Annotated in this window: 21 protein-coding genes; 12 read left to right on the forward strand and 9 right to left on the reverse strand. The window is 50.7% G+C overall.

The window, feature by feature from the left end; genetic code table 11:
• Nucleotides 1-240: 240 nt before the first annotated feature.
• Entirely contained in the window at nucleotides 241-1,494 is a 1,254-nt protein-coding gene (locus FEK30_RS02315; RefSeq protein WP_138071541.1) for an RNA-guided endonuclease InsQ/TnpB family protein, read from the forward strand.
• Nucleotides 1,495-1,587: 93 nt separating this feature from the next.
• Here the strand turns inward: FEK30_RS02315 and FEK30_RS02320 are convergent, their stop codons facing one another.
• The 3 genes from FEK30_RS02320 to sppA all read right to left on the reverse strand — a co-directional run bounded on the left by FEK30_RS02320 (nucleotide 1,588) and on the right by sppA (nucleotide 3,472).
• The gene (locus tag FEK30_RS02320) at nucleotides 1,588-2,148 is read right to left on the reverse strand and encodes a Uma2 family endonuclease (protein WP_138071543.1); all 561 of its coding nucleotides are present in this window, start codon (nucleotides 2,146-2,148) and stop codon (nucleotides 1,588-1,590) included.
• Between the two features lie 76 nt (nucleotides 2,149-2,224).
• A complete protein-coding gene (aroH, locus tag FEK30_RS02325; RefSeq protein WP_065711329.1) occupies nucleotides 2,225-2,638 on the reverse strand; it encodes a chorismate mutase in 414 nt (137 codons plus the stop codon).
• 15 nt (nucleotides 2,639-2,653) lie between these two features.
• Nucleotides 2,654-3,472: a signal peptide peptidase SppA gene (gene sppA, locus FEK30_RS02330; protein WP_012308133.1), complete on the reverse strand. Its 819-nt coding sequence runs from the start codon at nucleotides 3,470-3,472 to the stop codon at nucleotides 2,654-2,656.
• Nucleotides 3,473-3,714: 242 nt separating this feature from the next.
• Between sppA and FEK30_RS02335 the strand changes: the two genes are divergently transcribed.
• Nucleotides 3,715-4,734, forward strand: a complete 1,020-nt coding sequence (locus FEK30_RS02335) for a DMT family transporter (RefSeq protein WP_138071545.1) — start codon at nucleotides 3,715-3,717, stop codon at nucleotides 4,732-4,734.
• Here FEK30_RS02335 and FEK30_RS02340 read toward each other — a convergent pair.
• Nucleotides 4,731-5,366, reverse strand: a complete 636-nt coding sequence (locus tag FEK30_RS02340) for an alpha/beta hydrolase (protein WP_138071547.1) — start codon at nucleotides 5,364-5,366, stop codon at nucleotides 4,731-4,733. The genes FEK30_RS02335 and FEK30_RS02340 overlap by 4 nt on opposite strands.
• A 94-nt stretch (nucleotides 5,367-5,460) precedes the next feature.
• Nucleotides 5,461-6,645 carry an NAD(P)H-quinone oxidoreductase subunit H gene (locus tag FEK30_RS02345; RefSeq protein ID WP_012308136.1) on the reverse strand — a complete coding sequence of 395 codons (1,185 nt, stop codon included), beginning with the start codon at nucleotides 6,643-6,645 and terminating at the stop codon, nucleotides 5,461-5,463.
• 186 nt (nucleotides 6,646-6,831) lie between these two features.
• On the opposite strand from FEK30_RS02345, the gene rnc reads away from it, so the two are divergent.
• From rnc to FEK30_RS02360, 3 genes are all read left to right on the forward strand, one after another.
• A complete protein-coding gene (gene rnc / locus FEK30_RS02350; protein ID WP_138071549.1) occupies nucleotides 6,832-7,608 on the forward strand; it encodes a ribonuclease III in 777 nt (258 codons plus the stop codon).
• A gap of 128 nt (nucleotides 7,609-7,736) precedes the next feature.
• The gene (locus tag FEK30_RS02355) at nucleotides 7,737-9,458 is read left to right on the forward strand and encodes an ABC1 kinase family protein (RefSeq protein WP_138071551.1); all 1,722 of its coding nucleotides are present in this window, start codon (nucleotides 7,737-7,739) and stop codon (nucleotides 9,456-9,458) included.
• A gap of 35 nt (nucleotides 9,459-9,493) precedes the next feature.
• Nucleotides 9,494-9,883: a hypothetical protein gene (locus FEK30_RS02360; protein ID WP_030007777.1), complete on the forward strand. Its 390-nt coding sequence runs from the start codon at nucleotides 9,494-9,496 to the stop codon at nucleotides 9,881-9,883.
• Nucleotides 9,884-9,931: 48 nt separating this feature from the next.
• Here FEK30_RS02360 and FEK30_RS02365 read toward each other — a convergent pair whose 3' ends face one another.
• The 3 genes from FEK30_RS02365 to FEK30_RS02375 all read right to left on the reverse strand — a co-directional run bounded on the left by FEK30_RS02365 (nucleotide 9,932) and on the right by FEK30_RS02375 (nucleotide 14,494).
• Nucleotides 9,932-11,500 carry an ArnT family glycosyltransferase gene (locus FEK30_RS02365; protein WP_138071553.1) on the reverse strand — a complete coding sequence of 523 codons (1,569 nt, stop codon included), beginning with the start codon at nucleotides 11,498-11,500 and terminating at the stop codon, nucleotides 9,932-9,934.
• Entirely contained in the window at nucleotides 11,497-14,139 is a 2,643-nt protein-coding gene (topA, locus tag FEK30_RS02370; protein WP_065717054.1) for a type I DNA topoisomerase, read from the reverse strand. The genes FEK30_RS02365 and topA overlap by 4 nt, the downstream gene beginning before the upstream one ends.
• A gap of 130 nt (nucleotides 14,140-14,269) precedes the next feature.
• The gene (locus tag FEK30_RS02375; protein WP_138071555.1) at nucleotides 14,270-14,494 is read right to left on the reverse strand and encodes a hypothetical protein; all 225 of its coding nucleotides are present in this window, start codon (nucleotides 14,492-14,494) and stop codon (nucleotides 14,270-14,272) included.
• A gap of 79 nt (nucleotides 14,495-14,573) precedes the next feature.
• Between FEK30_RS02375 and FEK30_RS02380 the strand changes: the two genes are divergently transcribed.
• The 5 genes from FEK30_RS02380 (at nucleotide 14,574) to FEK30_RS02400 (ending at nucleotide 19,640) form a co-directional block, all read left to right on the forward strand.
• The gene (locus FEK30_RS02380) at nucleotides 14,574-16,154 is read left to right on the forward strand and encodes an NAD(P)H-quinone oxidoreductase subunit N (RefSeq protein ID WP_062435973.1); all 1,581 of its coding nucleotides are present in this window, start codon (nucleotides 14,574-14,576) and stop codon (nucleotides 16,152-16,154) included.
• A gap of 102 nt (nucleotides 16,155-16,256) precedes the next feature.
• Nucleotides 16,257-16,631 (forward strand): (2Fe-2S) ferredoxin domain-containing protein, encoded by a 375-nt coding sequence (locus FEK30_RS02385; protein WP_181445675.1) that lies wholly within the window; start codon nucleotides 16,257-16,259, stop codon nucleotides 16,629-16,631.
• Between the two features lie 101 nt (nucleotides 16,632-16,732).
• Nucleotides 16,733-17,251, forward strand: coding sequence for an adenine phosphoribosyltransferase (locus FEK30_RS02390; RefSeq protein WP_030007782.1), 519 nt, complete (start codon nucleotides 16,733-16,735; stop codon nucleotides 17,249-17,251).
• Between the two features lie 31 nt (nucleotides 17,252-17,282).
• Entirely contained in the window at nucleotides 17,283-18,302 is a 1,020-nt protein-coding gene (locus tag FEK30_RS02395) for an ABC transporter permease (protein WP_030007783.1), read from the forward strand.
• A 108-nt stretch (nucleotides 18,303-18,410) separates the two neighbouring features.
• A complete protein-coding gene (locus FEK30_RS02400) occupies nucleotides 18,411-19,640 on the forward strand; it encodes a zinc ribbon domain-containing protein (protein ID WP_138071557.1) in 1,230 nt (409 codons plus the stop codon).
• An 8-nt stretch (nucleotides 19,641-19,648) separates the two neighbouring features.
• On the opposite strand, the gene FEK30_RS02405 is transcribed toward FEK30_RS02400, so the two are convergent.
• Nucleotides 19,649-21,073 (reverse strand): efflux RND transporter periplasmic adaptor subunit, encoded by a 1,425-nt coding sequence (locus FEK30_RS02405; protein ID WP_012308147.1) that lies wholly within the window; start codon nucleotides 21,071-21,073, stop codon nucleotides 19,649-19,651.
• Nucleotides 21,074-21,244: 171 nt separating this feature from the next.
• On the opposite strand from FEK30_RS02405, the gene FEK30_RS02410 reads away from it, so the two are divergent.
• Both FEK30_RS02410 and FEK30_RS02415 read left to right on the forward strand, forming a co-directional pair.
• Complete coding sequence (locus tag FEK30_RS02410; protein ID WP_138071559.1) at nucleotides 21,245-22,129, forward strand: tetratricopeptide repeat protein; 885 nt, start codon at nucleotides 21,245-21,247, stop codon at nucleotides 22,127-22,129.
• A gap of 58 nt (nucleotides 22,130-22,187) precedes the next feature.
• Entirely contained in the window at nucleotides 22,188-23,414 is a 1,227-nt protein-coding gene (locus FEK30_RS02415) for an ABC transporter ATP-binding protein (protein WP_138071561.1), read from the forward strand.
• The last annotated feature ends 11 nt before the right edge of the window (nucleotides 23,415-23,425 follow it).

The raw sequence follows: 23,425 nt of genomic DNA on the forward strand, positions 1-23,425 counted from the left end.
CGACAATTATCTTCCTGTAAGACTACAACATTATAGGTCGTTGCACTGCGAGGATGACCAAAATCTCTGGAGGCTGTGTAAAGTCAAAGTTGCTCGCTGCAACCAATGAAACAAAAATCCCGTACTGTGCGCAAAGCATCAGTTTTGGGTACGTCGCATTTAGTTAAGAATTCAAGAGAGCCTGACAGTCTACGGGAGCGGCAGATACAAAATCTACATTTGATTAGCTATAGTGTAGGCATGCTGAATATGACCTGGGAATTTAAGCTAGAACCAACTGCCGAGCAGATTGCAGAGATTGAGCGCATCCTAACTGTGTGTCGTAATGTCTGGAATTTTGCCTTGGCAGAACGTAAGGACTGGCTGAGTTCTCGGAAGTCTCCTGTCAATGCCTGCGCCATTAGTCGAGAATACATTATCCCTACTGATGCACCCTTTCCTAATTATGTGAAACAGGCGAAAGCTCTCACCAAGGCCAAGAAACAAGTTCCTGAGTTAGCGTCTGTCAATGCTCAAGTACTCCAGCAAACCTTGAGGAAGCTGGAAGTTGCTTGGGAGTCTTGGCGACTAAAGCGTTCGGGATTGCCGCGTTTTAAGAATCAGGCTCGCATGAGAAGCTTTGTCTTCCCTCAAATGCTCAAAAATTGTCTCTCAAGCGAGGGGATAAAACTGCCTCAATTGGGCTTCGTAAAAGTGCGTTGGTCACGAGAGATTCCTGAACTGTTTCAGGTGAAGCAATCACGTGTGGTTCGCAGGGCTTCAGGATACTTTGTCCTGTTAAGTCTCCAAGCAGATATTGATATTCCTGATGTCCCTGCCCACGGACATCCAATCGGCATTGATGTAGGCATAGAATACTTTCTCTCAACATCGGATAGGGAACAGGTCAAGCGGCCTCGCTTTTTCAACAAGCTACATCGCAAGCTGAAATTGCTGCAACGTAGGCTCAAGAAAAAGCAAAAGGGGTCGTCCAATTCGCTAGAGCTCCAACGGAAGATAGGAAGAGTGCATCAACGTATTGCAGACACCCGTAAGGATTGGCATTTTAAGTTGGCTCACCATCTTTGTGACCATGCTGGCATGATTTTTGTGGAAGACCTCGATTTTCGAGGTTTAGCGAAGGGAATGTTAGGAAAGCATGTGCTCGACGCTGGGTTGGGACAATTTGTGAATCAAATTCTGCCTTGGGTTTGCTGGAAGCGGGATGTGTATTACGGTAAGGTTGATCCGCGGCGCACATCCCAGGAATGTCCTGATTGTGGTGTAGAGGTGCGCAAGGACTTAAGCGTTAGAATCCATCACTGTCACAATTGTGGGTCAATTAAACCTAGAGATGTGGCAGCAGGGCAAGTAATTTGTACCCGTGGGCAACGGGGAGTAGAAAATGCCTGTGGAGTCGAGGCGGCGGGGGCCGGGGTCACTCGGTCTAGCTGGCTGGCTGTGAAGCAGGAAATCTTTGGGGTGACCCAAAGGCTCTCTCTGCGTACCCATTAGGGTTGTCGGGAGAGTGTGTCAATCTATCCTTGGCTGGCTGAGTTACTGTACTCGGTTAGGGTGATACCAAGGAAAAAGCATTGTTATTAAAGCTCAGAGAGCAAAGAGATCCTGTGGGGTCAGGGTCAATTCAGGAAACTGTTGTGAAACCAGCTTCTCTTCTTGTGTGAAAATCCTTTCATCGTATAGACCTTCATTAAAAGTCAGAATCGTAATTTTTTCGGCGCTCGGATCAATGAGCCAATATTCCGGAACGGCGATCGCCGCATATTCAGAGCGCTTATAACGGTAATCTCGAATCACCGACTCTGGACTGACAATTTCCACGACCAAGTTGGGTGTCGATTGATAGATGCCAGCTTGATCCACCGCAGCGGCAACCTTTTGTTGATCAACCACCATCAAATCGGCAATCCGTGATTTTGCGTAACCGACCCGCAACCCTGTTTCCCGGAGGCAATACAGGGGGAGATTTAAGCGCGTGATTTCTTGTTTCAGGCGATCGCCTAATTTTTCCGCAAGTAAAATATGGCGAAAGGTGGGGGGCGTCATTGCAACTAAATTGCCATCTTCAAGTTCGTAGCGGGTATCGGTGCCGTCATCATATTGGCAATACGCTTCAAAGCTATAACGGTTTGTCGAGGTGGCAACCATGGGCGGAAGTTTCTTTAGAGAAATAACTTCATTGCTTCCCATTGTACTGGACTGTTTTTCCAGGCATCGTTAAACATTAACGGCTCGCAATTTGGGCGAGGTGCCAATCGGGGCGGAGGTTTTGGGCGTGGCGCAGGTAAGAATGGTAAATCTCCGCCTGGGGTTTGGGGGTATTGAGGTGAATTAAGACGCGAATACAACGCTCTAGGCTCCCTTGGACAGCCATTTGCTGCACATCGAGAAGGGGCACATTATCCCAGTTGGGTCGTTGTCGGGCGATCGCCGCCGGAAAAATAGCGTCCAAATCGGCAGTGGCAGTGAACACCACACTGATAATTTCTTCGGGGTCTAGTTGGTTGCGGACTTCAATGTCATCGAGTAGTTCCCGCACCGCATCGGCGATCGCCTCCTTGGTATTGGCCGTTGCTGTAATTGCGCCTCGAATAGCCCGCACCTTCCAGTCCACGTTGGTTTCCTCCGCCTCAAGCATCAAAAATTTTCGAAATTAGGGTCGATAGAGCCACAGGGGTTGTCCCGCCGTTGCCAGTTCAAATTCTACCCAATTAAGGGCGTTCCCCACGGGCGAACTCAGTTGATTGCGACTCAAAAGGCGAGTAATCAGGGGTTTGGGTTCCTCAATGGTGCGACATTCTGCCTTATCTGGATCTAAGCCCGCTAATTTTGCGGCCCAAATGCGTGCATCTTCTTCGGTGCCGAGGCGATCAACGACACCAAGTTCCTGCGCTTGCTCTCCGGTAAAAATGCGACCATCGGCAAAGGTTTTCACTGTTTCCACATCCAGATTGCGGGCTTCGGCGACAGTTTTGACAAACTGGCCGTAGCTGACGTCGATCATTTCCTGGAGAATATTTTCTTCCGCCTCGGTCAACTCCCGGTCAAAGGACAAAATATCCTTGTAGGGGCCAGACTTAATCACCTTAAAAGAAACACCAACCTTTTCGAGGAGCCGCTCTAGGTTATTGCCCCGCAAAATAACGCCGATGCTGCCTGTAATTGTCCCCGGATTTGCAACGATGTGCTGCGCTCCCATGCCGATGTAAACGCCCCCGGAAGCCGAAATATTGCCGAAGCTGGCGACAATCTTTGTTTTTTCTTGGAGTTTTTTGAGGGCGTAATAAATTTCTTGGGAGTCGCCCACGGTGCCCCCAGGGGAATCGATCCGCAACAGCAGGGCCGGATATTTTTTCTCTTCGACTTCTTCGAGGGCTTTTAGGACTCGTTTTCGGGTATCAGCGGCGATCGCCCCGGTGATTTCAATACGCGCAACTTGTTTACGGGTTTTCGGAGGAAACGGCCACACCATAGGGATTTGTCAAAAATAAATAATGAAATGTTAGCAGGCCCTGCAGATTAGACGTTGAGGGCACTAATCCCCTATGCTAACTGATCCGCTGGGTTTTACCGTGGTTTTTTCGGCGGTAGTGGGCAAGTTTTGGGGGCCAGTGGCGGGGGGACTGTACGGGAAAGAACAACAAAAATTATAAATTTCCCCTATGCTTAACATTACTACACATTACCGCGAGTCTTTATAGTTGCCCTGAATTTATGGCCCTCAATCTCTCGAAGTCGAACTTTAGTCAATTTCCCTTGGTACTGATTGCACCCTTTTTCCTGTGGGGTACGGCCATGGTCGCGATGAAGGGCGTGATTCCCCAGACCACACCTCTTTTTCTAGGAGGGTTGCGCCTAGTGCCAGCAGGACTCTTGGTATTACTGTTCGGACTCCTATCGGGACGCGATCGCCACATTTCTTGGCAGGGTTGGCTCTGGATTGGCCTCTTTGCCCTAGTCGATGGCCTCATGTTTCAAGGCTTTTTAGCAGAGGGACTCGTGAAAACAGGAGCAGGATTGGGTTCCGTGATGATTGATTCGCAACCCCTCGCCGTGGCCCTTTTATCCAGCTGGCTATTTGGGGAAGTGATCGGCCTCTGGGGTTGGCTAGGGTTAGGTTTCGGGATTTTGGGAATCAGCTTAATTGGCATTCCCGATGCGTGGATTTTGGCGCTGTTCCAGGGAGATCTTTCTTTTTTTCAGTGGGAAAACCTGGGGATCAGTGGTGAAGTGTTGATGCTGGGAGCTTCCCTATCGATGGCAGTGGGCACGATTTTGATCCGTTATGTCAGTCGCCATGCGGATCCGGTGATGGCAACGGGCTGGCACATGATTCTCGGCGGCATTCCACTTTTTATCGCTTCGGATCAACTAGAAACCCTGCAATGGCAATTTATTAGCACGTCAGGCTGGTGGGCCTTGGCCTATGCAACGATTTTTGGCAGTGCGATCGCCTATGGTTTATTTTTCTACCTTGCATCCGAGGGGAATTTAACCAGTCTTAGCGCCCTGACGTTTCTCACCCCTGTTTTTGCTCTAATTTTCGGCAATGTCCTCCTCAACGAAAAATTAAGCCCCCTGCAATGGGTCGGTGTGGGCTTGACCCTGGTGAGCATTTATTTAATTAACCAACGGGAAAAAATTGCCGCTTGGTTTTCCCAAGCTGAAGCTGCGGCAGGGGTAGGCACGCCCCAGGACAGTAAAATTCCCGTCGAAAGCAGCAAACAAAATTAGATTTCTTTCTGAAGCAAATGCTGGTTTAGAAACTGAGATATTCGGGCCAAGGCGATCACCGGAATTTCGTGGCCCCCAGAAAATTCAAAATAGTCGAGGGGAACGCCCACTTGACCCAGTTGGGTTTTGGCTTGGTGGGCTGCTTGGATCGGCACCACGGGATCTTGGGTGCCGTGGATTAGTAACGTCGGCGAAAAATCCCCTGGCCGTCTTTGGGGTTCGTAATGGAGATAGCCGCTGCAACTACAAAGGGCCGCGAAATTGAACTGTAAACCGACATCGAGGGTCATCGCGCCTCCCTGGGAAAAGCCAATCATCGCGGTTCGTTCCGGAGGAATGCCCGTATTTTCTGGTAGGATTTGCAGCCACTGAAAAAGGCGATCGCGCGCCTCTGGCAAACCCTGAAAATCTTCTCGCTCCAAGGCGTACCAAGCCCGCCCCTGGGGACTCTGGAAATGGGGAAAAGGTGCATTGGGGAAAAGAAAGTGACAGTGGGGAAGATCCAGCATCCGGGCCAAGGGCTTGAGGTCATGGTAGTTGGCCCCCCAACCGTGGAGCATCACCACCAAATATTGCGCGGTCTCCGGTGGGCAGTTGGCAAATTCTAGACTTTCTAACGGGGCGATCGCCATTTTTTTCGTTCTCCAAATTTTCAAAACTATTAAATACCGCAAACAAAAAAAGAGAGCCGCCATAGCCCTCTTTCACATTTCTCACTCAGAACAATTAACGGTCAACGGAACCCATAATCACATCAATGCTACCGAGGATCGCCATAATGTCCGCTACTTTCACGCCCTTTAGCAGGTGGGGCAAAATTTGGAGGTTATTGAAGTCTGCCGAACGAATTTTCCAGCGCCAGGGGAACACATTGTTATTGCCCTGGATGAAAATTCCCACTTCTCCCTTGCCACTTTCGAGACGGACATAATGTTCGCCATCGGGGATTTTGAACGTCGGCGCAACTTTTTTCGCGATGTATTGGTAATCGAAGTCGTTCCATTCGGATTTTTTCCCTTCTAACATCCGCTTGGCTTCGAGGTTTTCGTAGGCACCGCCGGGCATTCCTTTCAGGGCTTGGCGAATAATTTTCACTGACTCGCGCATTTCCCGAATCCGCACCAGATAACGGGCAAAACAGTCCCCTGCAGTTTCCCACTGCACATCCCAGTCAAAATCGTCGTAGCACTCGTAGTGATCCACTTTACGGAGATCCCACTTCACTCCAGAAGCGCGCAACATTGGCCCTGACAGACTCCAGTTGATCGCTTCATCGCGGGTGATCGTGCCGACCCCTTCAACCCGGCGGCGGAAAATGGGGTTATTGGTGATTAGTTTTTCGTACTCATCGACTTTGGGATCGAAATAATCGCAAAAATCTAAACATTTATCGTTCCAACCGTAGGGCAGATCGACGGCTACACCACCAATGCGGAAATAGTTGTTGTTGATTAGGCGCATCCCGGTGGCGGCTTCCCACAGGTCATAGATCATTTCCCGTTCCCGGAAGATGTAGAAGAAAGGCGTCTGGGCACCGACATCCGCGAGGAAGGGGCCAAGCCAAAGGAGGTGATTGGCAATGCGGTTCAGCTCCAGCATAATCACGCGGATATATTGGGCGCGCTTCGGCACTTCGATATCGGCGAGTTTTTCGGGGGCATTAACGGTGATCGCTTCGTTAAACATCCCTGCGGCGTAGTCCCAACGACTCACATAGGGGACATACATGACATTGGTGCGATTTTCGGCAATTTTTTCCATACCCCGGTGCAGATAGCCGATGACGGGTTCGCAATCAACGACGTCTTCCCCGTCAAGGGTGACGATCAAGCGTAATACGCCGTGCATGGAGGGGTGGTGAGGCCCCATGTTAATCACCATAGGTTCGGTACGAGTTTCAATTCTTGTCATGGATCCGCAGGTCTTCCGTTATGCTTATTTAAATTAAATCTGGTGATGGGGTGAGATGGTTTGTTTGTGCATTGCGTTTTTCCAATCTCCTGAATCACCGTTGCTTATGAGTTGCAGTGATTGGCTTTTAGATGGTTTGACGCTAGGTTTATTTACTCTCTGAACATTATAAAGTTTCGCTTAACCATGACAAGCTTGCCCACTTTTCGGCGATCGCCTCTTCTGTTACAGGCGTTGACCCACCGCTCCTTTGCCAACGAACAACCAGAGACAATCCAAGACAATGAGCGCCTGGAATTTTTAGGCGATGCGGTGCTCAAGTTCATCATGGGAAAGCTGCTGTATGAGCGTTATCCTGACTTTCAGGAAGGGGAACTGAGCCGGTTGCGGGCCAGTTTAGAAAATAATCGCCACCAGCTCGCTGAATTTGCCCAGGCCTTGGGTCTCGATCAGATCTTGCGCCTCGGCAAAGGGGCCGAAAAGGAAGGGGCCAGGCAAAACCCAGAGATTTTAAGTAATACCTTTGAGGCGGTCGTCGGGGCTTACTTTCTAGATGCGGGGATCGAAGCGGCGATCGCCTTTGTCGAAACCTTAGTCATTCCCGTGGCCGATCGCCTCGTGCAACAACCAAGCAATTCCCTCGCCCAAAATTTCAAAGGCCAATTGCAAGAGTGGGCCTTAGCAAACCACGGTGAAATCCCAAAATACAAAACCCTAGATGAATCCGGGGCCGACCATGCAAAAACCTTTACGGTGGCGGTTTATCTCCAAGGACAGGAATGGGGCCGGGGTCAAGCGGCCTCGAAGAAGCAAGCCCAAAAAGCCGCAGCCCAGGTTGCTTTACAAAAATTAACCCCTTCATTAGTGCCCACCGAGCCGTCTCCTAAACCACCTGCAACAGATGATCGTTTTGCCCTCCTCCAAGCCCTTGCCACCCAAATCACCCCGCGCCAATCCCTTTAATTGGGCGAGAAAATGGCTGTGCTTGATCCCCGATGCAGGCTTGGTTTGGTGTCGCTGCGAAAAATTTCGATACAATATAGTGTGATTTACTTTACAAAACCACACAATTCATTGACGGCGAAACCACTGTGACCCAGTATCCTTCCGTTGCCCCCGACCACAAACTTGGTTCTACCACCTTGACCCGCTATGACGCCAAGGCGATCGCCAAACATTACCGTTGGCGACCCTGGCAATCCCTGTGGCGGGCCTTTACGATCATTTGGTTATTTGGGTGGTTTTCCTTCAAATTGTGGCTAGATAGTAAACGCGAAGAAGACCCCGAAACCCGCGCCCGTCGCGCCAATGAACTGCGTGAAATTCTGACCCGCTTGGGGCCGACATTTATCAAAGTGGGGCAAGCCCTTTCAACCCGGCCAGACTTGATTCGTCCCGACTTTCTCGAAGAATTAATCAAGCTCCAGGATCAACTGCCTTCTTTTGATAACGAGATTGCCTTTGCGATTATTGAAAAAGATCTCGGTCGCCCCGTCGATGACATTTACCAAGAAATTTCCCCCCATCCCGTCGCGGCAGCCAGCCTCGCCCAGGTCTATCGAGCACGTTTGTATAGTGGCGAAGAAGTTGCCGTTAAGGTACAACGTCCCAAATTACTCCCGCTGCTGACCCTTGATTTGTACCTGATGCGTTTAGGGGCAAGCCTGTTTGCCCCCTATCTTCCCCTCAACTTGGGCCATGACTTGACGTTAATTGTTGATGAATTTGGCACCAAGCTTTTTGAAGAAATTGATTACATTAACGAAGGTCGCAACGCCGAGAAATTTGCCGCTAATTTTCGCGATGATCCCACCGTTAAAGTTCCTGCCATTTATTGGGAATATACAAGCCATCGCCTTCTCACCCTGGAATGGATTCAAGGTTATAAGCTCAACGAATTAGACCGCATCCGCGCCGCTGGTTTAGACCCTGACAAAATTATTGAAATTGGCGTAACCACGGGACTGCGACAATTGCTTGAACATGGTTTCTTCCATGCTGATCCCCACCCAGGTAATCTGTTTGCCACCTTTGATGGACGCATGGCCTACATTGATTTCGGCATGATGGATCAATTGGATAACACCACCAAGGAGACCATTGCTAGTTCCGTTGTGCAGCTGATTAATCAGGATTATCAAACTCTGGCGAAGGATTTTGTGGAATTGGGTTTTCTCGCCCCTAAAACAGATATCCGTCCGATTATTCCGGCCCTAGAAAAAGTATTAGGGAAAGCGGTGGGGGAAAGTGTTGGTGATTTTAACTTTAAGACGATTACCGATGAATTTTCGGCGCTGATGTATGAATATCCGTTCCGGGTACCGGCCAAGTTTGCGCTGATTATCCGCTCCCTTGTGACCCAGGAGGGTCTGGCCCTGAGTCTGAATCCGGATTTCAAGATCGTCGAAATTTCCTATCCTTATGTTTCCCGACGCTTGTTAACTGCTGAGACCCCAGAGCTACGCCGCAAGCTCCTAGAAGTACTCTTTAAAGACGGAAAATTCCAATGGCATCGCCTCGAAAATATGTTGGCGATCGCCCAGGCCGATAATCAGTTTGATATTTTACCCACGGCCCAAATGGGTTTCCAATATTTAATGTCCGAAGAGGGTGCAGAAATTCGGCGGATGATTCTCCTGGCCTTAACGGAAGACGATCGCCTCCATACCGAAGAAGTACAACGACTCTGGGCGCTCCTGAAAGACGAATTTCAACCCCAAAAATTACTGGGGGCCGCCTGGTCAAACCTCCGTCAATTTTCCGGTGAGCGTTTAACGGCTGTTTTGCCGAGTTTCGCCCAATCTCGGTCATAATGAAGGCTAGTTAATAAAGTTTTGTTAAAAAATCCATGGAAGAATATTATTACTATTACATTCCCCAGCCGCCGTTTTTGTTGGTGGGCCTTGGCTTGTTTATTGCCCTAACTAGCGGCTTTGCGTTCCAGAGTACCCTGAAGCTCAAAGCACGGGGGATTGTTGCCAATAACGACGATATTCGCAAACAGTTATCCACCATTGATTTACAACTGCCTCTCTTTGGCATTGGTATGGGCATGAGTATTTTTCTCGCCAGTGGTTTAGAAGTCTTTTTTATCCCCGCTTGGTTTGCCTACAGCTTGTCTTTACCTTTAACTATCGGCACTGTGGGTCTTTTATGGAAACAATTGGAGCGAGTCTTTGCCATTCTCCGGGAAGGTGGATCAAAAGCCTTAGAAGTTGATTCTTTCAATATTTTTTAAGGCCAATTTAGCGTCCAACACAACCGAATTATCGCTCAATCGCCTCCTTTAGTCCGGGAAAAAATGCACCAGGTTAAACCCTGAGGCCCGTCCCAGCAGTTCAAAGGGAGGCAATGCTTCTTTTAGGGCCGGTTGTTCTGTCAACAAATCTTGGTGAATGAGCCAATATTGCTCGCCAACGGGCGCTTCGAGGGGCTGGGGACGCACAGGGCGATCGCCATAGAAATCTAAGCTGGGCCGACTGTAATCGAAGGTGGTGAAAATAATCGCATCGGCTGGGGTTTCCGCCCGAATAATGGCGGCAATGGGTTTGACAGGAAAGGCTTCGTTAATTTCCCAGACCCAAGCCTGGGAGCAAAACAACAGAGCCAAACCGCAGTACATGCCTCCCACCAAAATATAAAGAGCCTGGGGCCGGGGCCAAAGCCAGGTAGTCACGGCAAACATGCCTCCCAGGGTCAGGGCCATCAAAATCAAGGGAACCTGGGGATCTGTGAAGTAGAGATAAATACCTCCCCCCGAAGCGGCGATCGCCAACAACCCAAATAGCCCCCGCAGAAACATCGCCTTGCGTGGTGGTGCATCCCAGAGTTTCGCTAAGTAATGTCCCAGCGCAAGGGCCAAAAACGGGTAAACCGGCATCACATACCAGGGCAATTTTGTCCCCATCACAGAAATTAAACCCAGATAAAAGATGCTGCCCGTCAAAATTAATTTGCTGCTGGATATTTGGCGGGTCTGCCAAAGATATTGATAACTTTGGGGTAGAAAAAATAACCAAGGGGCCGTGTATTTGGCTATTTCTAATAAATAAAACCAGGGGGGCTCTTGGTGACTTTCAACAGTACTGGCGACCCGGTCAAACCCTTGGTTGAAAAAATGGACCTGAATAAAAGTCGCACCATAATGCTGAATTTGCGCCCCATACCAGAGAAGCACCGGGCAAGCGCCGAGACCCAACCCCAGCCAAATATAGGAATTTTTAAAAACAAACCAGCGACGATCCCAAATCACAAACAACAGGGCGATCGCCCCCAGGGGAAGCATTAATAACCCCTTGACAAAGGCAATGATGCCCAAGCCCAGACCGAAGCCCAGTCCCCAGATGGGAGATTTTTGCACCTTGAGTAAACACCAGAGACTGAAGATGAGGGCCGTTAAAACCAGACCATCAAGCATCAGCAGACGACCATGGCGCACCACTGGCAAGAGGGTGAGATAGACCAAGGCACTCCACAGGGCAGGCGATCGCCCCTGGAATAATTGCCGTCCGAGGCAGTAGAGGAGAGGCACTCCCAGGGCACTGCCGAGAGCCCCCGGTAAGCGACTTGTCCATTCATTCACGCCACCGAGGGTATAGCTACTGGCCACGAGCCAATCCATTAAGGGGGGTTTCAGCAGGTAAGGATCGCCGAATTGGGTGGGATGCAACCAGTTGCCAGTACGGAAAATTTCCCGCGCCACCAGTGCCCTGGTGCCTTCATCCCAATCCCGGAGGGGCATATTTCCCAGATTCAGGCAAAACAAAAAAAGGGCCGCTAGGCTTAAACCTAAGATAATTTGGCGATCGCCAAGGGTTTGGCCCCAATCTTCCCACCGACGCTTACTGTGGCTCATGAAGAAGTTTTTGTTTTACGGCTGGTGGTTTTTTTTGCTGTTGTTTTTTTCGTCGTCGTTTTCTTTTTTGTCGTCGAACGCTTCTTGGTTGCTTTGCTACCCGCTTTTTCGGCGATTAGTTCGAGGGCCTTTTCGAGGGTAATTGTTTCTACGGTTTCTCCTTCTGGCAAACCTGCATTCACTTTTAGGTGATTCACGTAGATACCATAGGGGCCTTCATAAACATTGACTGGTTCGTTATCAGCGGGATGTTTCCCTAGTTCCTTCAGGGGCGTCTTTGTTTTGCCCCGGCCACGGGAACGCTTTGGTTGCGCTAATAGTTCCATGGCCCGTTCAAAATCGATCGTAAAGAGATTGTCTTCTTTTTTGAGAGACCGATAATCTTTACCTTCTTTTCCTTGGTCGTGGACAACATAGGGGCCAAAGCGACCGAGACCCACTTTGACGGGTTTGTTGGTTTCGGGATGTTCTCCCAATAAGCGCGGCAACGCTAACAGATCCACAGCCATCTGTAGGGTGAGCTCTTCAGGCTTAACGGTTTTGGGAAGGGAAGCACGCTTGGGCTTTTTCTTCTCTTCGGTGACTTCGCCCAGTTGAACGTAGGGGCCATAGCTACCCACAAGTAAGTAGATGGGATCGCCTGTTTCAGGGTGCGTCCCCAATTGTTCGGGGCCTTCGGTTTTTTGTTTGAGGATGGTTTCAACCTGCTCCGGATCGAGATCGGCGGGGGTTAAGTCCGCTGGTAGGGATGCAGTGATCGTTTCTTCGCCGTTAGCAGCTTCAATGTAGGGGCCAAAGCGACCAATTTTGACTTTCACGGGGAGGTTTTCGATGGCGATCGCCTTCGCAGTGGCCGGATCAATATTTTCCTCGCGCACTTTTACTTGGGTACCCAGGCCATCATCTCCGAGGTAGAAATTTTTTAGATAGGGTAACCATTGGGCTTTGCCGGTGGCAATCTCATCGAGGGTCTGTTCCATTTGGGAGGTGAAATCTGTATCCACCAGATTGGGGAAATGTTCCTCCAGGAGGGCCGTCACCGCAAAGGCCGTAAAGGTGGGGGTCAAGGCTTTATCGCGAATTTGCACATAACCGCGATCAACGATGGTGCCGATGATTGTGGCGTAGGTGCTGGGGCGACCAATGCCTTTACTTTCGAGGGCTTTGACCAAACTGGCCTCGGTATAACGGGCCGGGGGTTGAGTATTGTGATCGACTTCTTCTAATTTTTTGCAGGTGGGTTGGTCTCCTTCCTTGAGATCGGGGAGCACCACTTCTTGGTTTTCGAGGGCAGCATCGGGATCATCAGAGCCTTCCACATAGGCCCGGAAAAAACCCGGAAAATCAATGCGTTTACCAGCAGAGCGGAACTCGGCATCATCGACCTTGAGAATAACCGACAGTTGAGTGAGACGAGCATCGGCCATCTGACAGGCGACGGTGCGTTTCCAAATAAGGTCATAAAGGGCTAACTCTCGACCACTGAGGCCGGTTTCCTGGGGCGTGCGAAAGGTGTTACCCGCAGGCCGGATCGCTTCATGGGCTTCCTGGGCTCCTTTACTTTTCGTTTTGTATTGGCGCACCTTGGGGCTGAGGTATTCTGTGCCGTATTTTTCTGCAACGCAACTACGGGCTGCGGCGATCGCCTGCTCGGAAAGATGCACCGAGTCCGTCCGCATATAGGTAATGTAGCCCTCTTCGTAGAGCTTCTGGGCGGTACGCATGGTATCCCGCGCCGAAATACCGAGTTTGCGGTTGGCTTCCTGTTGCAGAGTGGAGGTGGTAAAGGGGGGCGACGGGCGGCGGGTACTGGGTTTTTCTTCGGTTTTGCTGACCGTCCAAGGTTGATCTTGTAAACGCTCCTTGAGGGCGATCGCCTCTGCTTGGGAGAGGACGACAACTTTTTTACCCTTGCTGAGTTTCCCTGTGGCCGCATCAAAATCACTCCCGGACGCTAATTTCTTGCCGCCGAGGGTGATCAGCTTGGCCTCAAATTTTGATTTCTTCTGGAGTAATTCTGCCTTGAGGTCCCAATAATTAGCCGATTGAAATGCCTGTCGTTCCCGCTCCCGTTGCACCAACAGGCGTACAGACACCGATTGTACCCGTCCCGCCGAGAGGCCCTTGGCAATTTTGCGCCAGAGTAAAGGCGAGAGGGTGTAGCCCACCAAACGGTCTAAAATCCGGCGGGTTTCCTGGGCATGGACGAGGTTTTCGTCAATTTCCCGGCAATTGGTTAAAGCTTTTTGGATGGCTTCTTGGGTAATTTCATGGAAGACCATCCGTTTAATCGGCACCTTGGGCTTGAGCACTTCGAGCAAATGCCAGCTAATACTTTCCCCTTCGCGGTCTTCGTCCGTCGCCAGGATTAACTCATCGGCTTCTTTGAGGGCTTGCTTGAGTTCGGTGACAACTTTCTTCTTTTTCTTCGGCACGATGTAGAGGGGCGCGAAGTTGTTTTCCACATTGACCCCAAGCTGAGACCAGGGCTGCCCTTTTTGTTCCTTGGGGATTTCCTCGGCAGAGGAGGGTAAATCGCGGATATGGCCCATGGATGCCGTCACATGATATCCCTTCGGTAGATAGTTCCGAATGGTACGGGCTTTGGTCGGGGATTCAACGATGACAAGGGTAGACATGGGCTGTCAAAAAAGTGAGGGTTTAGGTGTTTAGGCTTCTGATATACCTTACATATCTAATCAATGGCCCATAAGCCCCTGTTTCGTCAAGGATTAAATTTTTCTAAGTCTCCGGCATAGAACTGAGAATTCAGGCGTTTACCCTGTTTTTAAGGTTTTGTTGCACGGCAACGGGTTGAAATCCCCGTCCTTTGGGGCGTACCATGGGTTGATACATCTTGACCACTGCATCCCGCAGCGCAAACTTAAGCCCAGCGGGTCGTGTCGCAAGAAAAAGTATTGGGTCTGGGGAACCCGGACGCCTGCCTGTGGAGGCAATGTAAGACCAAAAGAACGACTGAGATCTAGAGGCCATTGCTGTCGAATCAGGAAGCTCTGCCCGTCTGTGGTGGGGTAGTTCACTGGAAGTTGGTTCACTAAGCCGAAGAGCAAAGATGGATTTTTCAAGCACTGTGGCAAGCCAGTTGTACACTGGGGCAATTCTGCCGGAAAGTATCGTTATTTTGACCCTCATCGTTGTTTTGGTGGGGGATTTAATTGTCGGACGCGCTCGTTCGGGTTGGATTCCCTACGCGGCGATCGCCGGACTGTTGGGGTCAGTATTCGCCTTGTACCTCGGTTGGGATAATCCCCATCCCGTTGCCTTTTTGGGGGCATTTAACAGCGATAACCTCAGTATTTTATTCCGGGGCATCATTGTCCTGTCTACGGCCTTCACGATCATGATGTCGGTGCGCTATGTGGAACGTTCCGGCACCGCCCTCTCTGAATTTATCTGCATCTTGCTCACGGCCACCCTGGGGGGGATGTTCCTCTCTGGGGCGAATGAGTTGGTGATGATTTTTGTCTCCCTCGAAATGCTTAGTATCTCGTCTTATCTACTGACGGGCTACATGAAGCGAGACCCCCGTTCCAATGAGGCCGCCCTCAAGTATTTGTTAATTGGGGCCGCGAGTTCGGCGATTTTCCTCTATGGTGTGTCTTTGCTCTACGGCCTATCGGGTGGCAAGACAATTCTCAGTGAGATTGCCCTTGGATTTACGGATCCCCAGGGGGGCCAATCCCTGGCGTTGGCGATCGCCCTGGTCTTTGCGATCGCCGGGATCGCCTTCAAGATTTCAGCGGTGCCCTTCCACCAATGGACGCCTGACGTTTACGAAGGTTCGCCGACCCCCGTTGTTGCCTTTCTTTCGGTGGGTTCTAAGGCCGCTGGTTTCGCCCTGGCGATCCGTTTGTTGGTAACGGTCTTTAACCCCGTGAGCGAAGAATGGCACTTCATTTTCACAGCTTTGGCAATCCTCAGTATGGTCTTGGGGAACGTGGTGGCTCTGGCGCAAACCAGCATGAAACGGATGCTGGCCTACTCCTCCATTGCCCAGGCGGGTTTTGTGATGATTGGCCTCGTTGCGGGCACTGATGCAGGATATTCCAGCGTAATTTTCTATCTGCTGGTGTATTTGTTCATGAACCTGGGTGCGTTTACCTGTGTGATTCTTTTCTCTCTCCGGACGGGCACAGACCAAATCGCGGAGTATGCGGGTTTATACCAAAAAGATCCGTTACTGACCCTCGGCCTCAGTGTTTGCCTACTCTCCCTTGGGGGCATTCCGCCATTAGCTGGGTTCTTCGGGAAAATTTATCTGTTCTGGGCAGGCTGGCAAGCGGGCCTCTATGGCTTAGTGCTGTTGGGTTTGATCACCAGTGTGATTTCGATCTACTACTACATCCGCGTGATTAAGATGATGGTGGTCAAGGAACCCCAGGAAATGTCTGATTCTGTGCGCAATTATCCAGCGGTCACCTGGACGGCTGTGGGGATGAAACCTTTACAAGTGGGTCTGGTGCTGTCGGTGATCATCACGTCTTTGGCGGGGATTCTCTCGAATCCGTTGTTTGTGATTGCGGATCAATCTGTCACCAGTACACCGATGTTGCAGGCGGCAAATCATCCTACAGAACAGGTCGTTGCCCAAGTAGACAGCGAGCTGGTTGGAGTGGCGATCGCCGATCACTAGACAACGGTAAAACAATATTTTCAGTTCAAGATGATGACCCTCTGCCGCAATTGGTAGGGGGTTTTGATTAGCATGGGAGCAGAGTTCGACTGAGCAAACGACATGACCCGTACAGTGTTGATCTGTTGTCACCATACCTGTCCAAAACAGGGTTCAACGGCGATTTTGGCCGCCTTCCAAGCTCAAGCGCCTGCTGATGTTGAAGTGCGACAGACTGGGTGTTTTGGGGAATGTGGCAATGGCCCCCTGGTGCGCGTGCTGCCCGATGAAGTGTGGTATGCCCATGTGCAACAAGCCGATATTCCAGCAATTGTTAAACAGCATTTGCGCCAAAACCGACCCGTCAAACAGAAGCTCTATGGCAAATTTCACCAACCCAATCACGGGGCGATCGCCGCTCTCTTTTTATTTTTTTCCTTTTTCGGCTTTCTGATCGGGCTATGTTGGCTCTTGGCTAGTCACACGGAAGTCTTTTGAAAATCATGAAAATAAGCTGGCCGCCAGTGATGTTTACGTGCCAGAACTCGCTAAGATGAGGGGCGATCGCCTTTTATTCCCGTTAAACTGCTTTACAAACTATGGATCTAAAATCCCTGATTCGTGACATCCCTGATTTCCCCAAGCCCGGCATTCTCTTCCGCGACATTACCACCCTCCTCAATCACCCCGAAGGCATGCGCTACACCATGGATGCCCTAGTGCAACTCTGCCTTGAAGCCAACCTCAAACCCGATCATGTGGTGGGGATGGAGTCTAGGGGGTTTATCTTTGGGCCGACCCTCGCCTATAACCTCAATGCTGGTTTTGTCCCCGTGCGTAAACCCGGTAAACTCCCCGCCGCCGTCCACACCGTCGAATACGAACTCGAATACGGCACCGATACCCTTGAAATTCACCAGGATGCCGTGGGGTCTGGGGACAAAATTGTCATCGTCGATGACCTGATCGCCACCGGGGGGACCGCCAAAGCCACCGCAGAACTGCTTACAAAAATTGGCTGTGACATCATTGGTTTTGTGTTTATCGTCGAACTCCTAGATCTCAAGGGCCGCGATCGCCTGCCAGACGCCCCCGTGCTTTCCCTCATACAATACTAGGCAGGATTTGGAACACCCGATTTAATCCCCAATGAGCATTCGTAATCCCCTGACGATCTTTGACCGAGAAACGATTTTTTATATCTTAAAGCGCCTACTCCAGGCGATTTTTACCCTATTTTTGGCTTCGATCCTGAGCTTTGTGATTATCCAACTGGCTCCAGGGGATTACCTTGATGCCCTCCGGCAGAACCCGAAGATGACCGAGGAGACGCTCTTAGATCTCCAAAGTCGTTTTGGCCTCGATCAACCGATTCTGACCCAATATGGCCGCTGGCTATGGCGGGTGGTGCGCTACTTTGATTTTGGCATTAGTTTTGAATCCTTCCGGCCTGTCCACGAGCTACTCCTAGAACGGATGCCCGCGACTCTACTCCTGGCGCTCACGTCAATTATCGGCACCTGGGCGATCGCCATTCCTTTGGGGATTCTCAGTGCCGTGAAGCAAAATACCGTCCTCGATAAATTTTTGCGGGTGATTAGTTACCTCGGCCAGGGTTTGCCCAGCTTTATTACGGCCCTCGCCTTGCTGATGGTGGCCCAACAGGTTTCCCCGTTACTCCCGGTGGGGGGCATGACCAGTATTAATTTCGTGGATCTCCCCTGGTACGGCAAAATTCTCGACATCGGCTGGCACATGATCCTACCCACTATTGCCTTGAGCTTAACGGGCTTTGCGGGGCTGCAACGGCTCACCCGGGGTCAACTCTTGGATGTGTTGCGGCAAGATTATATCCAAACGGCGCGGGCCAAGGGCTTACCAGAAAATCGTGTGATCTATGTCCACGCCCTCCGCAATGCGATCAATCCCCTCATTACCCTGCTTGGCTTTGAATTTGCCAGTCTGTTGAGTGGCTCGTTTATTTCTGAATTTTTCTTTAACTGGCCGGGCCTGGGAACTTTGACGTTACAAGCGGTGCAATCCCAGGATTTGTATTTAGTCATGGCGGCCCTGATGATGAGTGCAACCATGCTCATTGTGGGGAATCTTTTGGCAGATTTGATGTTAAAGTTTGCTGATCCCCGCATTAAATTAGACGATTTGAAGTAATTGCATCATGGCCTCCAAAAAGCGCCACAGCAGCAAAGATTTATAACCAAGGTTCCCCCGTTGGAGCTTCTTTTCCTAGAGTAGAGAAAACGACGGGGGACTTATTTTATGGTGCGTTGGCTGAAGCGTCTTTGGCGGAATCTTGTCCGTAAATCGACCCATGTCCGCCAGGAACCACTCAATAAAGTGAGTATTGTAATCCTGATTTTGATCGACATTTTTGTGTTGATCAACGTGTTTCAGGGTCTTGATAGTGTTGGTAACTGGCCCCTTTCGCCCCAGGAACAGTATCCTTGCTACCGGGTTTATCAGACCTATCAAAATAGCGATCACTCCGATAAAGACTTCACCTGGGTAATGGAAATGTTGGGGGATTATCCTTCCCAAGATATTCAGCCCGTTGAAACAGAAGGGCGCTTGGGGGAAGTTTCTAGCCAGTGCGATCGCCTTTTGACCCTCACACCAACGGTAAAAAATCCGGAAACCCTGGCTTTATCCAAAGAGATTCAGAATTTACAAACCCAAATTAATGAAGTCAACCAACGCATTGCCACCTACAAAGAGCAATATGATTCGACGCTTTTAGAAGAAATTGCAGGCCAAGATCCGAATCAATCGATCAACGAAACAACGGCAGCCCAAACGAAGGCGGACATTGAGACCGCCGAAGCCCAAAAAGCGACCCTGACCGAGACCCTAGATCGTAAAAAAGCCGAGCTTCTTAATCAATCAGAGGTACAGGCTTATTTAACGGCCATTGGCGATCGCCAATTTTTTGCCACTTTGAAACAGGATTTTGAACGGGCTGAATTTTGGCACCCCAATCGGCAATTCTTTTTGCAGACCCTTTTCCTCTTACCGCTGATTTTGATTAGCTATTTTTGGCATCGTCAGGCCGTGGAGCGGCACCGGGGAACCCAGGCGCTTTTAAGTTGGCATTTATTACTTATTTTTCTGATCCCCCTGCTCATTAAAATTCTCCAATTTATCCAGTTTGGGAATCTAGTGCGGGCAATTTTTGATGTCTTGATCGCAATTTTTGGCGGCTTAGTTTTTATTTCTAGCTATCTGCTGATCTTGATTATTCCGCTGTTGGGCTTTGGCTTGATTAAATTTCTCCAGCGGTTTGTTTTTAATCCCAAAGTCCAGGCAAAAAGTCGCATTCAAAAACAGCGCTGCATTCAATGTAGTAGTCGGCTCCGTAAAGACGATCAATTTTGTCCTTTTTGTGGATTTGAACAATGGATTAGTTGCCCAAACTGTGCGGCAAAAACCTACAAATATACAGAGTTTTGTCGCCAGTGCGGGGTGGATTTATCGGATTCTCTGCCCCAGTAAATCTAAAATTATTCAGGCCGCTCTAGGTTTTCTGGGAGGTCAATAAAGACCCGGTCTTCTGGGGTGACGCCCCGGACAATCTGGGTGCGATCGCCGACGGTCGCCCCGATGATCACAGGCTTAAATTGGGGGGTGTTATTCGCATCAGGAATGAGAACTCCGGTTTCGCCATTTTCTGTGGCGATCGCCACCGTGGGCACTGTCATCACATTAGTTAAGTTTTGGCCGACGAAAGTAACGTCAGTATTCATCTTCGAGCGGAGAAATTCCCGACCCGATAACAGGGCAATGCGCACCTCAAAGGAAGTCACATTATTTTCGACAATCGCTTCCGGGGCCACCAACAACACCCGTCCCCGAAACACCTGGGCGGGATCCGCATCGGCAACAATTTCCACATCTTGGCCCGGTTCAATTTGCTGAATATCTACCTCCGGCACCCTGGCGACCACTTCTAAACCCCGCGCTAGGGCCAAAATGGATGAAGAGGTGGCCGAGGCCGTACTCGAAGCGGCAGTTGTTGGCGTTACAAATGCCCCTTCGGTGGCGAATTTTTGGGTGATTACCCCATCAAAGGGCGCCCGAATAATGCTGTCTTGGAACTGTACCGCCGCAATTTGTCGCTGGGCCTGGGCCTGTTCGAGGGCCGCTGTCAGTTGAGTCAGCTGGGGTTCAGCGTTGCGTTCGAGGCGATCTAGGCTCGCTCTGGCCTCGACGGTGGCAGCGGTAAGGGCTTCGAGTTCGGGATTGGCGGTATTTCTGACCTGGGCTAACCGTTGCTGGGCTTCAAAAAAGCGGGCGCTAGCATTGTCAAATTCGTTGCGGACATCGTCATAGGTTTCCTGGGCGATCGCCCCACTGTCGAGGAGTGTTTCAAAGCGTTCAACCTTGTCCTGGGTGCGCTGGAGATTGGCTTGGGCTGCCGCTAGTTGCGCGTTGGCTTGATCAATTTCTTTGGGAATGCGTTGTTCCGCCTGTTGCAGTTGGGCTTGGGTGCGAATGTAGCGGGCGCGGGCTTCTTCAATTTCTCCCTGGATACGGGTTTCTGTGGCCCGGAGTTCGGCAATGCGTTGTTTCGTCAGAGATTCAGCACGAATCCCCTCGGCATACAATTCACTATTGTCCATAATTGCCAGTTCTTGGCCTTCGGTGACAACATCTCCCTGTTCCACCAGCAGTTGGGCGAGGCGACCGGGGGTTTTGGGACTGATGTTGACGCTCTGGATCGGTTCGACAATGCCGTTGGCCTCGATGCGCACCGCTAAATTTTCCACTTCAACGGGAACGGTCAGGGCTGCCAGTTGTTCTTCATTCACCCCTGCCTGGCGATCGCCAAACATTCTCGCCACCGGCAGACCAATGAGTAGCACCCCACCAGCTAAGGCCGCCAAGGACAAAACAACTTTTTTGGGGGTGACAAGGGCACCAATCATAGGAATTTTTGCGGGGGGTTGCGTGAACAGGACTAATCCGTAGTCTACTGTAATCCTTCAAAATTGAAATAGTCCCCCGTGGGGAATCTTTTTACAATGGTTTTACGTCAATTGCGGGGGAAAGTCGCTAGACTTGGTTTTAAGAATCGTTATTTCGTGAAGAGTTGAACCGTGCCTAAACATCGTTGGTTAGTTGCCCTTGGAGCCTGTGTTAGTGTGTTGTGGATGGGAAATAGTCCTGTGCGATCGCAGGCGGTACTGCCCCTGAGGCGGGATTTTGACCAGGCCCAAATGGAACAACAGGGGCTGATGCTCATCGAAGATGCAATTCAACTTTCTCGCTTCCAACAATATGAATGGGCGATTCCCCGGGCCAAACTCGCGACCCAACTGGTGCCAGAACGTTTTGAAGCTTGGTACATTTTGGGCACTCTCCTCGTGCAAGAGCGGGAACTTGATGCCGGGATTCAGGCTCTCACCACAGCAAAACGACTCAATCCCCGTGAAAGTGGTGTCCATAGTATTTTGGGGTCGGCCTATTTCCAACAGGGAGATTACGAAGGGGCACTACGGTCGCTGAAAACGGCTACCCAGCTTGGGGACAATTCCATCGAAACCCTCTTTGATCTCGGCAATACCCAGTACAAACTCAAGCAATATGATGCGGCGATCGCCACCTACAACCAAGCCGTTGCCCTCGATGCCACCTTTTGGCCGGGGATTAATAATATTGGCTTGATTCAGTACGAACAAGGCAAGGTTGATGCCGCCATTACCAGTTGGCAAAAGGCGATCGCCCTCGACCCCACCGCCGCAGAGCCCCAACTCGCCGTTGCCGTGGCCACCTACACCAAGGGCGATCGCGCGAAGGGCTTAGAACTGACCCGTACCGCCCTAGATCTCGATGGTCGTTACGGCGAAATTGATTTCCTCGTGGAAAACCTCTGGGGCGAAAAGTTGATCCAGGCCACCCAAGCTGTATTTGATACGCCAACCGTCCAGGCTTTCTTCACAGAACTCGACCGCCGGGCATTTCAACCGGAGATGGAACCCTAGGGACAAGGGTGCGATACCATAAGCATCACTGCTTCTCTGTTGATGGGAAAACATTGCCGTGGCCCAGGTTGTACTCAACGATATTCACAAATCTTTCGCGGATCGCTCCACCGGAAAAATGACCGCCGTCTTGCGGGGGATTAACCTCCAGATCCAGGCGGGGGAATTTATGGTGCTGGTGGGAGCTTCTGGGTGTGGTAAGAGTACGTTATTGCGCCTCATCGCGGGCCTCGAAACGGTGACAACGGGACAAATTGCCATTGGCGATCGCCCGGTGAATGATCTCCCGTCTAAACAGCGAGACATTGCCATGGTGTTCCAAAATTACGCCCTGTATCCCCACCTCAATGTCTATGACAACATTGCCTTTGGGTTGCGGCGGATGCCCACGGCAGAAACGAAAAGCCATTGGCTGCAAAATACTTGGCGGGGCGTCACCAGACCACTCCCAAAATCCCTGCGTTATCAACCGACTGCCGAATTACAGATCCGCCAAAAGGTGCAGCAGGTCGCCCAACTGTTGCAGATTGACCATCTCCTCACACGACTCCCGAAACAATTGTCCGGCGGCCAAAAACAACGGGTTGCTTTGGGGCGGGCGATCGCCCGCAATCCCCAGGTTTTTCTGATGGACGAACCCCTTTCTAATTTGGATGCGGCCCTGCGCAGTGAAACCCGCGCCCAGATCGTCCAACTCCAGCGTCAACTGGGGATTACAACAATTTACGTGACCCATGATCAAACCGAAGCAATGACCATGGGCGATCGCATTGCGGTGATGCACCAAGGGGAAATTCTCCAGGTGGCCCCGCCCCTTGAAGTTTATAATCGTCCGGTAAACCGCTTCGTGGCGGAATTTATTGGCTCGCCACCGATGAACTTTCTGTCAGTGCAGTTGACCGTCGCTGGCATCGTTGAACATCCCCAATTTCGCTTTCCCGTCCCAGAAGGTTGGCGACCATTACTCCAGCCCTACCAGGGGCGATCGCTCCTCCTGGGCATCCGGCCCGAACACCTCAGCCTCAGTACTGCCGCCCCCGAAAATCTTGAAGTGGCGATCAATCTTGTCGAAGCCCTGGGCAATGAAACCTTCCTCTCGGCTCACCCCGTTGACTTGCCGCTACACAATCTCAAGGTGCGCATTCCCCCCAAGGCTAAGGTTGCCCCCCAGGAAAAAGTCTGGTTGGCCTTTGATTTAGAGCAACTCCACTTTTTTGATCCAGAGACGGAATTTAGCCTCGGTCAACCCCACCCCAAGGGTGAAGCGGAACAACTGATCCGTTAAACTTTGGGATG

The sequence above is a fragment of the Picosynechococcus sp. PCC 11901 genome (genome assembly GCF_005577135.1).
Lineage (GTDB): Bacteria > Cyanobacteriota > Cyanobacteriia > Cyanobacteriales > MRBY01 > MRBY01.